The organism is Pseudidiomarina tainanensis (assembly GCF_004214835.1).
GTDB classification, from domain to species: Bacteria; Pseudomonadota; Gammaproteobacteria; order Enterobacterales; family Alteromonadaceae; genus Pseudidiomarina; species Pseudidiomarina tainanensis.
Window position 1 is genome coordinate 42416 of the sequence record NZ_PIQJ01000003.1, and the last position, 14476, is coordinate 56891.

The window sequence follows — 14476 nt, forward strand, 5'->3', positions numbered from 1 at the left end:
GTTTATCCTGGGTTGTCCTTCACAATGTGCAGGGTATGATAAAGCAATTTTTATTCTGTCGCCATTTGCTACACTGTGGTTTTTTTAGAATCTTGCGAAAGCGAAGTAGGCTGGCGAAGAAATGCGCACTGTGAGGATGACGTGAACGAGCAACGAGAACTGAAATTGCAAGCCTGGTGTGAAGCCGTTACCGGTTATCGTCAGCAACAATTACAACCGGTATCTGGCGATGCCAGCTTTCGCCGTTATTTCCGCTGTTCCGATGGTCGGCGCAGTTTGATCGCGGTTGATGCGCCGCCACCGCAAGAATCGCTGCAGCCCTTCATGGCTGTCGCCCAAGCTTATGCGGACGCCGGTGTTGCCGTGCCGCGGGTAATTGCTGCAGACGAAAAGCAAGGATTCATGCTGCTGAGCGACTTAGGCTCGACACTGCTTTTAAGCGAACTCACGGCAACCAACATGCGTGATTGGTACAGCAAAGCGTTAAGCGATTTAATTGATATTATGTCCGTTTCTAATACGGAACTCGGTGACCTACCACAATATGACACAGCCCTCTTACGGCGCGAAATTGACTTATTTCATGACTGGTTAGTCGTTGAACATTTGGGTTTGAATTTAACTGTTGAACATCAGGCCATGTGGCAGCGAGTAACCGATGTGCTGATTGCAAACGCACTTGAGCAACCGCAAGTAGGTGTGCATCGAGATTATCACGCGCGCAATATTATGGTGCAAGCAGACGGACAGCTGGCCTATATCGACTTTCAAGATGCGGTGCAAGGCCCCATTACTTATGATGCGGTGAGTTTGCTACGCGATTGCTACGTGCGCTGGCCACAGCAACAAGTGAATGAGTTGAGCGCCGAGCTGTTTGAACGCTTACGCGAACAAAAGAAGTTGCCAGAAAGCGTTGATTTGACTCAGTGGCAACGTTGGTTTGATCTCATGGGCATGCAACGCCACACCAAAGCCGCTGGGATTTTCGCCCGTCTTTATCATCGCGATGGGAAGTCTGGCTATTTGCAGGATATTCCAAGAACAGTCGATTATCTGTATGACATTGCCGGACTTTATCCCGAGTTTGCCGATTATCGCCGTTGGCTAGCAGAGCATATCCAACCAGCACTGCAGGAGCGCATTTAGTGCGTGCCATGATTCTTGCAGCGGGGCGAGGTGAACGCATGCGTCCACTTACTGACACTACCCCAAAGCCTTTACTGACGGTGTATGGGAAACCGCTGATTGAGTTCCATATAGAAAAACTTGCGCAGCAAGGTGTCAAGCAAGTTGTGATCAATCATGCTTGGCTGGGCGAGCAATTCGAGCAAGTGCTAGGCAACGGCGCAAGGTTCGGCTTACAGATCGCCTATTCAGCCGAACCCGCCGGTGGGCTTGAAACAGCTGGCGGTATTATTCGAGCATTACCAAAGCTTGGCGATCAGCCATTTTGGTTAATTAACGGTGACATTTTTACCTCGCTAGACTTTAGCGAGCTACCGCGCGAACTATCTGAAGGCGTTCATGCTCATTTGCTATTAGTGGATAATCCCGCTCACAATGCTGGCGGTGACTTTGGTGTGCGCCAGGGCATGTTACAATGCGCGGAAGAGAGCCTCCCAAGCTACACCTATACTGGCATGGGGCTGTTCTCACCGCAGTTATTTGAATCGTATCAACCAGGTAGCGAACAATTTGTTCGTTTACGGCCGCTACTCGACCGCGGTATCGCCAACATGCAGATTGCCGCATCGGTTATTACCGCAGCGTGGACCGATGTTGGCACGCCTGAACGTTTAGCACAATTACAGGAGCTCCCATGATTTGGGGTAAAATTCTCGGTGGCTTTTTTGGCTTTTTATTTGCGCGATTTATTGGCCTGTTATTGGGGCTGATGATTGGTCACTGGTTTGATAAATCGTTGACTCGCGCCATGCAGCAAAACAGCGCGCAACCGCAGCAATTTGTTAGCACCTTATTTGCGGTTCTTGGCCATTTAGCAAAATCAAAAGGTCGGGTGACTGAGCAAGATATTGATTACGTGACGCGCCTAATGGACCATTTACAGTTGTCAGAGGCGGCTCGCGCAAATGCTCAAGAGAGTTTTCGCCAAGGTAAGCAAGCCGATTTCCCGCTAACTCAGCGCGTTGAGCAGTTGCGAGCTCAGTTGGCTTGGCGACGCGACTTGTTGCAATTCTTTCTCGAGCAGCTATTAACTATCGCGCTGCATGATGGGCAACTTGAGCAAGCTGAATATGATGTTTTACTTAAGGTCACGCAAGCGCTGGGGTTCCGTCGTGCGCAACTTGATATTTTGCTACAGATGGCGCAAGCAGGACAGCGTTTTGGAAGCGGCGGTCGGTCACGTCAATATAGCCAGCAAACAACTGCGAATCAGCTCGATGATGCTTATGCCGTGTTAGGTGTTAGTCGCTCAGCAAGTTTTGCTGAGGTGAAAAAGGCTTATCGCAAACTGATGAACAAACACCACCCTGATAAACTTGCGGCACAAGGATTACCGCCGGAAATGCGGGGGTCAGCACGGGCGAAAGCACAACAAATTCAAGCGGCTTATGAGTTAATTAAAACTCAGCAGGGCAATTAAACACCAGTCGCTCACCGCTTGAAGGATGGTCAAAAGCAAGATGTTCGGCGTGCAGCAGAAGCCGCTCTGCTGCCGCATACCCCTCGGCAGAAGCGTAGAATTTATCGCCCAAAATAGGTGTGCCAAGTGCTTGCATGTGAACACGTAACTGATGTGAGCGACCGGTATACGGGGTCAGTCCGACGATATCGCCATGACTGTGGTGACCGATCACCTGATAAAAAGTAAGAGCCGGTTTACCCAGTACTAAATCAACCATTTGCCGCGGGCGATTCGGCCAGTCACAACGTAAGGCTAATTCAATCGCGCCGCGTTGCGCCGGCAAATTCCCCCACACCATAGCGCGATAGCGTTTAGCGACAGTGCGGCGTTCAAATTGGCGCTGTAGAGAAGCTTGTGCGACTTTATTTCGAGCAAAGACCAACAATCCAGAGGTAGCCATATCCAAACGGTGGATAACGCGGATATTTGGGCAACTGCGCTCAAGTCGAAACCAAGCGGAGTCGCGATGTTCAATTGCTTTGCCAGGAACGCTAAGCAGCCCACTTGGTTTATTAATGACAACAACGTCGTCATCACTGTAGATAATATCCAAGTAGGGCGTTATTGGCGGCGCATAGTGAAACAAGGTCATTTCGGCATATTCACCATGATACGAACTGAATCAAGCTGTAGCAGCGGTTGTTTAAATGCTTCAATGAGCGCATCGCGACGTTGATTCAATGCTTCCACCTCGCTGTCACGAACCAACGGGTTCGATTGCTTCAGCTTTAATAATCTGTTGAGTTCATGGTTCAACGTTGCTGTAACTTGTTCGCTTGCTTGTGTCAGCGCTTTCTGTTGCAACGCTTCAGCAGGTTTCCAGGCGGCTTGAATGGCTTGCTGGCATTCTGCACGAAGTTGTTTTAATAACAATCTGGCTTGCTTCTTGTCCAAAAACTGGAGCTGCTTATCGAGTACACCGGGTGCTACTTTCGGGGTTAAATCACGTCCTTGCCCATCCAACAGAACTCGGAAGCTATGATGTGGGTAGAACTCTTGCACTGCGAGTTGTTTTGGAGCCAAAACAACACTACTAAAATGCAGTTCAATGAACCATGCACCAGCTGTTAGCGCACGGTTTTGGAGCAGTGCGACAGCGGTACTACCAAAAGTATCGCGAGTTAATAGTTCAAGCGCTTGCTGAACCAGCGGATGATCCCAACTCAAAAATGTCACGTCTTCATGTGCTAGTGCATAGCTACGCGAAAAGGTGACGGTCAAACCTTCCTCTGGCAATCCGGCCAGCGGGATACGCATATGTTCGGTTGGATATAACCAACCGCTGAGGTCATTTAAACGATCAAATTCAAGCCCAAAACGGTCCCAGAACGACAACATGAACCGTTCCAGTTCAGCAGGCTTCTGTAGCGCATCAATAGCATCCGTGAGTTGGTCTATTTGATGTGGTCGAAATGCGTTGAGCTCTTGTAAACGGTCTCGGCCTGCGTCTGCTGCAACACGCATGTCGGCAGCCATCGCGTGGGTTTCTTGCGTGGTTGAAGCAAATAGCTCGGTATCCAAATCACCGTTTGCTTGGCTATCAATCAGTTGTTCAATTGCTGGCGCGAAGTGCTGATATAGCATTGCACCTATGGCATTAGTTTGCGTGAAAGCCTGCATCGCCTCGTACCAAGCAAATAAAATTTGCTCTGGGGTGTTTGCAACAACTGGGACATGGATGTAGATATTAGCTTGTTGACCAAGACGATCGAGTCGGCCAATGCGCTGTTCAAGTAAGTCAGGATGCCGCGGCAAATCGAAAAGCACCAAATGCTGAGCAAATTGAAAGTTACGTCCCTCACTACCAATTTCCGAACACAAGAGTAACTGGCAGCCATCTTCAAGACTGGCAAAGTATGCTGCCGCGCGATCGCGCTCAATCAAACTGAGCCCTTCATGGAAAACTGCAGCGTGGATGCCTTGTTGTACGCGAAGCATTTCATGCAGAGCAAGAACCAACTCAGTACTGCGGCAAATCAGTACGAACTTTTCTTGCTTATGTGATTTTAGCAACGTCACTAACCACTCAAAGCGGGTGAGCAGCGAATCACCTGCTTCGAGTTCTTCAACTTCTAAGTGACGTGTCGGAAAGCCGCCAATGTGTCGACGGCTATTGCGAAACATAACTCGACCGGTGCCGTAACTATCGAGTAATTCATCGAGCGCTTGCACATCACCGCGAGCTGCAAACTCTTCTGCTTTAGGCACCAAGGCTTGGTAGCCTTCTTGTTCTTCAATAAATGCATCAAAATCATTAAACCGGTCAGGGTCTAAGAGTTGCAGGCGAGCAAAATGTGCTGCTAATCCCGCTTGCTCCGGTGTTGCGGTTAATAAAAGTACACTTGGAGTATGTTGTGTAAGTTTCTGTAGCAACTGAAAGCGCGGCTCTGATGGCGCCATTTGGTGCGCTTCGTCGACAATTAGTAAGTCCCAACTTACTTCGAACAGTTCACCGGACCAGACTGGGTGTGAAAGTAACGACTGGGGAATCAGCGCAAGTTGTTCACTCGCAAAAATTGCATCACCATCTAGCGCTGCTTGTTCACATCGCTCTTCATCAAATAGGCTAAAACCTAAATTAAAACGTCGCAGAAGCTCAACTAACCACTGATGCGCGAGGCTATCAGGTACCACAATTAAGACGCGTTCACTGCGACCAGTTAATAAACGTCGTTGCAGAATTAAGCCCGCCTCAATGGTTTTACCCAAGCCAACTTCGTCAGCAAGCAATACCCGTGGATGATGCCGATCAGCAACTTGTGCCGCTACATACAATTGATGCGGGAGTAGATCAGCACGGGCGCCAATCAATCCAACCGCGGGGCTACGTTGCCAATCTTGCAAATGTTGTTGTGCCTGTTGGCGCAACTGATACATATCTAATCGATCGACCTTGCCGGCGAGAATACGCGTTAATGGGTGGTTGGTCGCAACCTGCGCCGCAAGCTGTGCTTCTGGAACAACCACAGCTGATTCATCGCCTTCTCGAATGCCATGGTAAGTTAGCAAACCATTTTGCTCATCCACCTGGGTTACACGAAACGACCAGCCATCGCCGTGGTGGCCTTGTTCATCAACCAGCAAGCGATAACGCGCAAGCGGTGCTTCATTCATGGCATAGTGACGAAACTCTCCGGTGACAGGAAACAGGACCGTCACCATGCGCCCTTGAAGCTGGCTTACCATGCCCAAGCCTTGTTCCATTTCGGTTTCGCTGAGCCAGCGTTGACCAGGAATAAATTGCATTGATGTTGCGTTCGCTACCATGAATAAAAGACCTACACAGCATAGTCGATAAAAAGGGCGCACATGGTAGCGAAAATTATTTCAATATTCACACCATTTTCATAAAAGTTGGGCTAGTCTTAGAAATGAAAGGCACGTTAACACAATCACTAAAATATCAACGTAGCTTGAGGTCCATTATGACTGAAACCGTCCCAAAGTATTATCTGCTTGATACCAACATTCTGCTCCACGAACCCCTCGCATTTTTGAATTTTGACGAACACCACGTTGTTATCCCCATGGTGGTGTTAGAAGAACTCGATAACATTAAAGACCGCCACAAAGACGTGAGTCGTGAGGCTCGAACGGCGATTCGCTCACTCGAAAACGCACTAAAAGATGCGACACCTGAAGAAATCCTCGCTGGCGTACCGTTGAGTAACATGCAGGGCGCCCATCATGCGGAAGGAACATTATCGATATTTCCCGACTATCAATTAAAACAGCAAGATGCGGTATTAAACCTGTCTGAAAATGACCACCGAATTATTCAGTCGGCGTTAGCGATTCAAAAGCAACACCAAGACACCAAAGTTGTGTTGGTCACGAAAGACATCAATATGCGTTTGAAAGCCAAGGGTGCCGGCGTCAAACACGTTGAGGATTATCGTACCGACCAGTTGATCGATGACATCCGATTCTTATCGAAAGGTTTCGTTGAAGTTGAGGGTGATTTTTGGGAGCACGTAGGCGAAGTTACTAGTGCTCAAGAAGGCCGTGAAACCTTTCACGAAGTAGAACGTGACGTGCTACCAACGGTATTTCGCAACCAATATATAATCGATCAAACAGAGCATTTTGCTGCCAAAGTTGTTGGCTATGATTCCGAACACGTTCGCCTTCATGATATTGGTTTCGAGCGCATGATGAGTTACCGAGCTTGGGGCATTCAGCCAAAGAATATTTACCAAGCAATGGCGATGAATGCGTTGTTAGACCCAGCCATCGATTTAGTGATTTTGACCGGTCCAGCCGGCAGCGGGAAAACCTTATTAGCGTTAGCGTCGGCGCTTGAACTTGTGGTTGAGCAGGGCATTTACGAGAAAATTATTGTTACACGTAATACGCCTGAAATAGCCGAATCAATAGGTTACTTGCCAGGCACTGAAGAAGAGAAAATGGCGCCATGGCTAGCTGCAATTACCGATTCATTGGAAGTATTGCATAAACACGATGAAAGCATGGAGTCGAGCCTAAATTACATTATGAACAAGGCTAACATTCAGTTTAAATCGCTGAACTTTATGCGCGGCCGGAGCATTCAGAATGCGATTGTTTTACTCGACGAGTCACAAAACTTAACGGCTTCACAACTGAAAACGATTATTACGCGTTGCGGTACCGGCACGAAAATTATTTGCTCGGGTAACTTGGCGCAGATTGATAGCTATTATTTGACTGCAGTCACGTCGGGCTTAACTTATATTGTGGAGCGATTTAAAGATTATCCGGGCAGTGCCACGGTGAATCTCAATGGTGTGGTGCGTAGTTCGCTGGCGCAGTACGCAGAAGAAAACCTTTAATGTTGGTTAAAGTAATCTTCCAATATTAATTGAGCGGCGGCGCTATCAACTTTGCCCTTTTGCAATTGTTTGTAGCCGCCGCGACCAAACAAGGTTTCTTTGGCCGCAACTGTGGTTAGGCGCTCATCTTGTAAAATTACTTGAATCCCGAATCGACCGTGTAATCTATTGGCAAACTTGCGCGCTAAGTCAGTGAGCGGTTGTTCGGTACCGTCCATATTGAGCGGCAACCCGACCACTAAAAACTCGGGTTGCCATTCCTTCATCAGCTTTTCGACGATTTCCCAGTTGGGTTGGCCATCTTTTGCTTTGAGCGCGGCGAGCGGTGAGGCGGTTCCGGTAATCGTTTGGCCTACCGCCACGCCAATACTGTGGGTACCAAAGTCAAAACCAAGAACTTGGCTCATGCATGCCCCACATCAGGACCGAGTTGCCAGGTTTGAATGCCTAATTTTTTAACCGCCTTCTGCCAGCGTTCCTTGCTTGGGGTATGGAACAAAATATCTTTATCCGCTGGAATGGTCAGCCAACTATTTTCCGCTAGTTCACGTTCCAACTGGCCTGCGTCCCAGCCCGCATAACCCAGTGTAAGTAAGTAGTCACTTGGCATGATGCCTTTGCCCATCGCCTCTAAGATATCTTTTGAGGTGGTAATCACAACATCGTCACTTAATTTAACGGAGCTACGCCAACTTTGTTCAGCGGAGTGCAAAACAAAACCACGATCACGCGCCAGTGGACCACCTGAAAATACTGGGCCATCTAACCGCTGACCATGTTCAGGAATAACTATCTCGAGTTTTTCAAGCAAATCTTCAACGCTTAGCTCAACGGGTTGATTAATGATGAGCCCCATAGCCCCTTCCGCGTTGTGTTCACAAATGTATGTAACGGTGCGGGCAAAATAAGGATCGTCCATGCTTGGCATGGCAATCAGAAAATGATTTTGCAGGCTTTGTAAGGTTTCCATCTGATCAACAACTCCAATACAGCTTTATTTTGCGGATGTTCAGCACAAGCCTAGTTGACGCTCAATTGCTTCGAATACTTTGGCTGCGATGTTTATGTCATATGCGGCCTCAATTTCGCGCATACAAGTAGGGCTTGTCACATTAATTTCAGTAATCCGGTCACCAATAACATCTAAGCCAACAATGGTTAAGCCACGGCGTTTTAATTCGGGACCGACTTGGCGCGCCAGCGCCCAATCTGATTCGCTCAACGGTTGCGGACGACCGCTACCACCGGCAGCCAAGTTACCACGCGTTTCGCCGGCAGAAGGGATGCGCGCCAACGCGTAAGGCATCGGTTCACCATCAATAATCAAGATGCGCTTATCGCCGTCGGTAATTTCTGGTAGATATCTTTGTACCATAGCGAACTGCTGACCATGCTGTGTCAACGTTTCGATAATGACGCCTAAATTGGTACCGTCATCGCGAACACGGAAGATTGACGCGCCTCCCATACCATCGAGTGGTTTTAAAATAATATCGCGGTGTTGCTCATGAAATGCGCGAATTTGCTCGGCACGACGGGTCACAATGGTTGGCGGCGTTAAATCTGCGAACCATGCAGTGAACAGTTTCTCGTTACAATCACGCAAGCTCTGTGGTTTGTTGACAACCAATGCACCACGGCGCTCAGCAAGCTCAAGTAAATACGTTGCGTAAACAAACTCGGTATCAAACGGCGGATCTTTGCGCATCAAAATAACGTCAAAGCTACCTAAATTTATTTCCGTTGGTTCGCCAAGTGTGAAAAAGTCTGTTGCTTGGTCGACCACTTGTACTGAACGAGCATTGCCCATTGGCTCACCTTCTATGAGCGATAAATCATTCATGGTGAGATAATAGATTTCGTAATCACGCGCCTGAGCCTCAAGCAGTAAACGAAAACTTGTGTCTTTGTAGGTTTTTACCGATTCAATCGGGTCCATAATCATCGCAAGTTTCATGAAAATTCCTTCGTTAAGCTAAGCGTTAAGCTAAGTCGCCAAATTGATATTGAATAATACTTAGCGCCGTTAGTGCCGCTGTTTCAGTTCGTAAAATACGCGGCCCCAACCGCACCGGCAGGAAGCCATGCTCACTGGCACTGACAACTTCTTGCTCACTCAGGCCGCCTTCAGGGCCTATAAAAAGGGTGAGCTGTTGAGGTTGCTCGGCAAGGTCTCGCAATGGTTTTTGCGCGTACGGGTCTAGTGTCAGGCGTAATCCACTCGGTAGTTGCTGTAACCACTGGCTAAATGACACAGGCGTGTGAACCATTGGAACCCGACTTCGGCCACTTTGTTCACACGCGGCAATCACTATTTTTTGCCATTGCTGTTGTTTTTTCAACAACCGTTCACCGCTTAGCTTAACACCACAGCGTTCGGTGAACAGCGGTGTAATCTCAGCAACACCTAACTCCACTGATTTTTGTAAAACAAAATCCATACGATCACCACGCGATATTCCTTGAGCGAGGTGAATGTGCACCGCCGATTCGGATACGTTGGTTGTCACAGCGTCAATTTTGACTTGTACTGCGCGCTTTGTAGCCTCAGTAATGGTTGCAGCATAGTTACTACCGTCACCATTAAAAAGTTCAAGTTGTTGCCCAGCGGACATGCGCAGCACCCGGCCAACGTGATTCGCTGCATCGGCCTCAAGTTCAATCTGTGCGCCGACAACCCATGGGTTAGCGGTTGCTTGATAGATGCGTGGAATTCGCATGAAAGGTGAACCCTTTTGAGTATTCAAAGTAGCTTGCATCTTATCATTCAGCGCTGAGTTTGACAGCTCGAAAAAATTTGATTTTGTCAGACATCCGACTGATCATGGCCAGAGTGTGATGACCAAGGAGATGAATTACATGTATCTGTCACGATTCATAATGATGTTGAGTATGACCGTAACGATGATGGCGATAAGCCCTGTTAAGGCCGAAGATGTGCACAGTTACGCACGTTTAAACCAAGTATCAACCCCGCACCTTGATCTCAACTTGGCGGTTGATTTTGAAGCTCGTAAATTGAAAGGCTATGCGACATACACCCTAGCTCGCCATGACCAAACCACACAGCTTTACCTTGATACGAGTGATTTAACGATTGAGCGTGCGGAGTTGCTGGTGAATGAACAGTGGCAGCCCACCAAATTTACTTTGGGTGATGTGCATCCAAGCCTTGGCCGAGAATTAATTATTGATATTGGTAGCGTCGCCAAACATGTGCGCATTCATTATGAAACTGCGCCAAGCGCCAGTGGTCTGCAGTGGTTAACACCTGAACAAACAGCAGGCAAACAGCATCCGTTTATGTTCAGTCAATCACAGCCAATTCATTCGCGTAGTTGGATTCCGATTCAAGATAGCCCTGCGCTACGGTTAACCTATAACGCAACGATTAACACCCCAGCTGGCTTGTTGGCGGTGATGAGTGCGGACAACAGTTTGAGTGACGAGCGTCCGGGCACCTACGAATTCACCATGCCGCAGCCCATTCCGCCATATTTGATTGCGATTGCTGCGGGTGATTTAGCGATTAAATCGATAAGCGATAATGTCGCAGTGTTTGCGGAAAAATACATTTTGGACGATGCGGCTTGGGAGTTTGCCGATACGCCGGCAATGATTGAAGCCACCGAGGCCATGTATGGACCATATCGCTGGGATCGCTATGATTTGTTGATTCTGCCGCCGAGCTTCCCTTTCGGAGGCATGGAAAACCCACGGTTATCTTTTATTACCCCAACGGTTGTGGCGGGTGATCGTAGCCTCGTAAATTTGATTGCGCATGAGCTTGCGCATAGTTGGTCAGGAAATCTTGTTACCAATGCGAGCTGGCGCGACCTTTGGATTAATGAAGGCTTCACCAGCTACGTTGAAAACCGCATTATGGAAGCCTTATTTGGGAAACGCCGCGCCAATATGGAATTAGCGCTGGGCTACCAAGACCTGATGGGTGAATTGAAGCGTTTGCCGCCGAAAGATACGATTTTAAATATCGATTTAGGTATGCGCCATCCAGATGATGTTTTTTCCCAAGTTCCTTATGTGAAAGGGCAGTTGTTCCTAGTTTATTTGGAACAAAAGTTTGGTCGTGACCTGTTCGATAAGTTCTTACGCCAGTACTTTGATGATTTTGCGTTTCAGAGTATTTCAACTGCGCAATTTGAAGCGTATTTAAAACGTGAGTTATTGGATAAAAAACCAAACACGGTTGCGTTGAGCAAAATTAATGAATGGTTACATGAGCCCGGATTGCCAGAAGATGCGCCAAAACCAACGTCTGATGCATTTAATCGAGTTGAGCAACACATGCAGCGTTGGTTAAAAGGTGGCCAGTTACAAACGGACGATTGGACTACCCATGAATGGTTGCACTTTATTAATAATTTGCCGTTAGATATTTCTGCGAACAATATGGCGCGCCTCGATCGTGAATTTAATTTAACGCAGAGCCAGAACAGTGAAATTGCACACGCCTGGTTAAAATTAGCCATCGTGAAAAAATATGAACCAGCACGCGAAAGATTGCGTAGTTACTTGCTATCGATTGGTCGTAATAAATTAGTCAGCCCGTTATATCGAGAGCTGGCGAAGACCCCAGACAACTTAAAATGGGCCCGAGAAGTCTATGAACAAGCAAAACCAGGCTATCACCCATTAACCCAAACCGTGAATGAAGCATTGTTGTACGGTGAAAACTAAGGAGTAAACATGCCTAAAGCACTAGGATTTGCGGCTCAAGCAGCCGATAAGCCTCTTGAATATTTTGAATTTGAGCGTCGCGACCCCACGGCGAACGATGTTGAAATAGAGATTGCCTACTGCGGCGTTTGTCACTCTGATTTGCACCAAGCTCGAAATGAGTGGGGTGGTACGGTGTTCCCGTGTGTACCGGGTCACGAAATTGTTGGCAAAGTCACTCGCGTCGGCAGCAAAGTCACGAAATATAAAGTCGGCGACACCGTCGGCGTTGGTTGTATGGTCGATTCATGTCGTACCTGCGCGAACTGCGAAGAAGGATATGAACAATATTGCGAGAACGGTTTCGTCGGAACCTACAACGGTGAAGACAAACATTCAGGTGGTGTTACCTTCGGTGGCTACTCGAATCGCATTACCGTCGACCAAGATTTCGTTCTAAAAGTATCAGACAAGCTTGATCTCGCAGGTGTAGCGCCACTTTTGTGCGCTGGTATCACAACCTACTCACCGCTTCGTCATTGGGGCGTTCGTGAAGGCCACAAAGTTGGCGTTGTTGGTTTAGGTGGTCTTGGCCACATGGCGGTCAAGCTAGCCAAGGCGATGGGAGCCGAAGTGATCTTGTTCACGACATCGCCAAGTAAAGTCGACGATGCGAAACGTCTCGGTGCTGACCATGTGGTCATTTCAAAAGACGACGAGCAAATGAAAGCATGGCGTAATAGCCTCGACTTCATCCTCAACACTGTTGCAGCGCCACACGATTTGGATGCCTATCTGACCCTACTCCGTCTCAATGGCACCATGACGTTGGTTGGTGTGCCAGCGGAATCACATCCGTCTCCTGCGGTTTATAATTTAATCGCGAAACGTCGCAGCTTAGCGGGGTCATTAATCGGTGGTATCGCTGAGACCCAGGAAATGCTGGACTTCTGTGCTGAACATGGCATCACTTCCGATATTGAAATGATTGCGATGGATGACATTAATGAAGCCTACGAGCGAATGCTCAAAAGTGATGTGAAATATCGCTTTGTGATTGATATGGCGACATTAAAACAGAAATAAAGACTTTTAGACGTCTAAATGTAGAAAAGTGGGTGTGGTTCAGTTAAACTACGCCCACTTTTTTCTTCCCAACTTTGATTAGAGATTGCAAAGCATGGCACAGCATTTATTCACTTCTGAATCTGTATCAGAAGGTCATCCAGACAAAATTGCCGACCAAATTTCTGATGCGGTACTCGATGCGATTTTGACCCAAGACCCGCGGGCGCGCGTGGCCTGTGAAACCTATGTGAAAACCGGTATGGTTTTGGTCGGTGGCGAAATTAACACCAACGCTTGGGTCGATATCGAAGAAATTACCCGCAACACGGTTCGTGATATTGGTTATGTGCACTCTGATATGGGTTTCGATGCCGACTCGTGTGCGGTATTGAACGCCATTGGCAAGCAATCACCAGATATCAATCAAGGTGTTGATCGTGGTTCGCTAGAAGAACAAGGGGCTGGTGACCAAGGTTTGATGTTTGGTTATGCCTCGAATGAAACTGACGTGCTCATGCCGGCGCCAATCACCTATGCGCATCGCCTCGTGCAACGCCAAGCGGAAGTTCGTAAAAACGGTACCTTGCCATGGTTGCGTCCTGATGCGAAATCTCAGCTAACCTTCATTTATGAAGATGGCCGTCCGGTTGGTATTGATGCAGTGGTTTTATCAACGCAGCATCATCAAGATATTAGCCAAAAAGATCTGCGAGAAGCGGTGATTGAAACCATCATCAAACCAGTGCTACCTGAAGAATGGTTCCCGAAGAGCCAAGATCGAATCTTTATCAATCCAACCGGTAAATTTGTGATTGGTGGACCAATGGGCGATTGCGGTCTAACTGGACGTAAAATCATCGTGGATACCTATGGTGGTATGGCGCGTCACGGTGGTGGTGCATTCTCTGGTAAGGATCCGTCGAAAGTTGATCGTAGCGCCGCCTATGCAGCTCGCTATGTAGCGAAAAACTTGGTCGCTGCCGGTTTAGCTGAGCGCTTGGAAATTCAGGTTTCATATGCGATTGGTGTTGCTGAGCCAACGTCGATCAGCATCGAGACTTTTGGTACCAGCGAGCACAGTGAAGAAAAATTGATCGCACTGGTTCGTAAGCATTTTGATTTGCGCCCTTATGGCTTAATTCAAATGCTCGACCTTGAACGCCCAATTTATCAGCCGACAGCAGCTTATGGTCATTTTGGCCGTGATGAGTTCCCGTGGGAAAAAACTGACAAAGCTGAAGCTCTTCGCGCTGATATCTAATTTGCGTCAAAG

The 14476-nt window shown here is 47.9% G+C and carries 13 protein-coding genes; 7 read left to right on the forward strand and 6 right to left on the reverse strand.

Going from position 1 to position 14476, the window contains the following annotated elements; translation table 11 throughout:
- Nucleotides 1-141: 141 nt before the first annotated feature.
- From CWI82_RS10300 to djlA, 3 genes are read left to right on the forward strand one after another with little or no spacing between them, the layout of a single operon-like run.
- The gene (locus CWI82_RS10300) at nt 142-1146 is read left to right on the forward strand and encodes an aminoglycoside phosphotransferase family protein (RefSeq protein ID WP_130203475.1); all 1005 of its coding nucleotides are present in this window, start codon (nt 142-144) and stop codon (nt 1144-1146) included.
- Nucleotides 1147-1154: 8 nt separating this feature from the next.
- On the forward strand, nt 1155-1823 hold the full coding sequence (gene murU, locus CWI82_RS10305; RefSeq protein WP_199286271.1) for an N-acetylmuramate alpha-1-phosphate uridylyltransferase MurU: 669 nt from the start codon (nt 1155-1157) through the stop codon (nt 1821-1823).
- Complete coding sequence (gene djlA, locus CWI82_RS10310) at nt 1820-2605, forward strand: co-chaperone DjlA (RefSeq protein WP_130203477.1); 786 nt, start codon at nt 1820-1822, stop codon at nt 2603-2605. The genes murU and djlA overlap by 4 nt, the downstream gene beginning before the upstream one ends.
- Here the strand turns inward: djlA and CWI82_RS10315 are convergent.
- On the reverse strand, nt 2583-3239 hold the full coding sequence (locus CWI82_RS10315; protein ID WP_130203478.1) for a pseudouridine synthase: 657 nt from the start codon (nt 3237-3239) through the stop codon (nt 2583-2585). The genes djlA and CWI82_RS10315 overlap by 23 nt on opposite strands.
- Entirely contained in the window at nt 3236-5914 is a 2679-nt protein-coding gene (locus CWI82_RS10320; protein WP_233340251.1) for a helicase-related protein, read from the reverse strand. The genes CWI82_RS10315 and CWI82_RS10320 overlap by 4 nt, the downstream gene beginning before the upstream one ends.
- Before the next feature lie 158 nt (nt 5915-6072).
- Here CWI82_RS10320 and CWI82_RS10325 point away from each other — a divergent pair, with 158 nt between their 5' ends.
- Nucleotides 6073-7458, forward strand: coding sequence for a PhoH family protein (locus tag CWI82_RS10325; protein WP_092858544.1), 1386 nt, complete (start codon nt 6073-6075; stop codon nt 7456-7458).
- Here CWI82_RS10325 and ruvX read toward each other — a convergent pair.
- From ruvX to CWI82_RS10345, 4 genes are read right to left on the reverse strand one after another with little or no spacing between them, the layout of a single operon-like run.
- On the reverse strand, nt 7455-7865 hold the full coding sequence (gene ruvX, locus CWI82_RS10330) for a Holliday junction resolvase RuvX (protein WP_092858542.1): 411 nt from the start codon (nt 7863-7865) through the stop codon (nt 7455-7457). The two genes, CWI82_RS10325 and ruvX, sit on opposite strands and share 4 nt — an antisense overlap.
- On the reverse strand, nt 7862-8428 hold the full coding sequence (locus CWI82_RS10335) for a YqgE/AlgH family protein (RefSeq protein WP_130203479.1): 567 nt from the start codon (nt 8426-8428) through the stop codon (nt 7862-7864). The genes ruvX and CWI82_RS10335 overlap by 4 nt, the downstream gene beginning before the upstream one ends.
- A gap of 39 nt (nt 8429-8467) precedes the next feature.
- A complete protein-coding gene (gene gshB / locus CWI82_RS10340; protein WP_130203480.1) occupies nt 8468-9415 on the reverse strand; it encodes a glutathione synthase in 948 nt (315 codons plus the stop codon).
- Between the two features lie 25 nt (nt 9416-9440).
- A complete protein-coding gene (locus CWI82_RS10345; protein WP_092858536.1) occupies nt 9441-10178 on the reverse strand; it encodes a 16S rRNA (uracil(1498)-N(3))-methyltransferase in 738 nt (245 codons plus the stop codon).
- A gap of 139 nt (nt 10179-10317) precedes the next feature.
- Here CWI82_RS10345 and CWI82_RS10350 point away from each other — a divergent pair, with 139 nt between their 5' ends.
- From CWI82_RS10350 to metK, 3 genes are all read left to right on the forward strand, one after another.
- Nucleotides 10318-12156: a M1 family metallopeptidase gene (locus CWI82_RS10350; protein WP_130203481.1), complete on the forward strand. Its 1839-nt coding sequence runs from the start codon at nt 10318-10320 to the stop codon at nt 12154-12156.
- Between the two features lie 9 nt (nt 12157-12165).
- Nucleotides 12166-13221: an NAD(P)-dependent alcohol dehydrogenase gene (locus tag CWI82_RS10355; RefSeq protein WP_130203482.1), complete on the forward strand. Its 1056-nt coding sequence runs from the start codon at nt 12166-12168 to the stop codon at nt 13219-13221.
- A gap of 94 nt (nt 13222-13315) precedes the next feature.
- A complete protein-coding gene (gene metK / locus CWI82_RS10360) occupies nt 13316-14464 on the forward strand; it encodes a methionine adenosyltransferase (RefSeq protein WP_092858530.1) in 1149 nt (382 codons plus the stop codon).
- Nucleotides 14465-14476 lie beyond the last annotated feature (12 nt).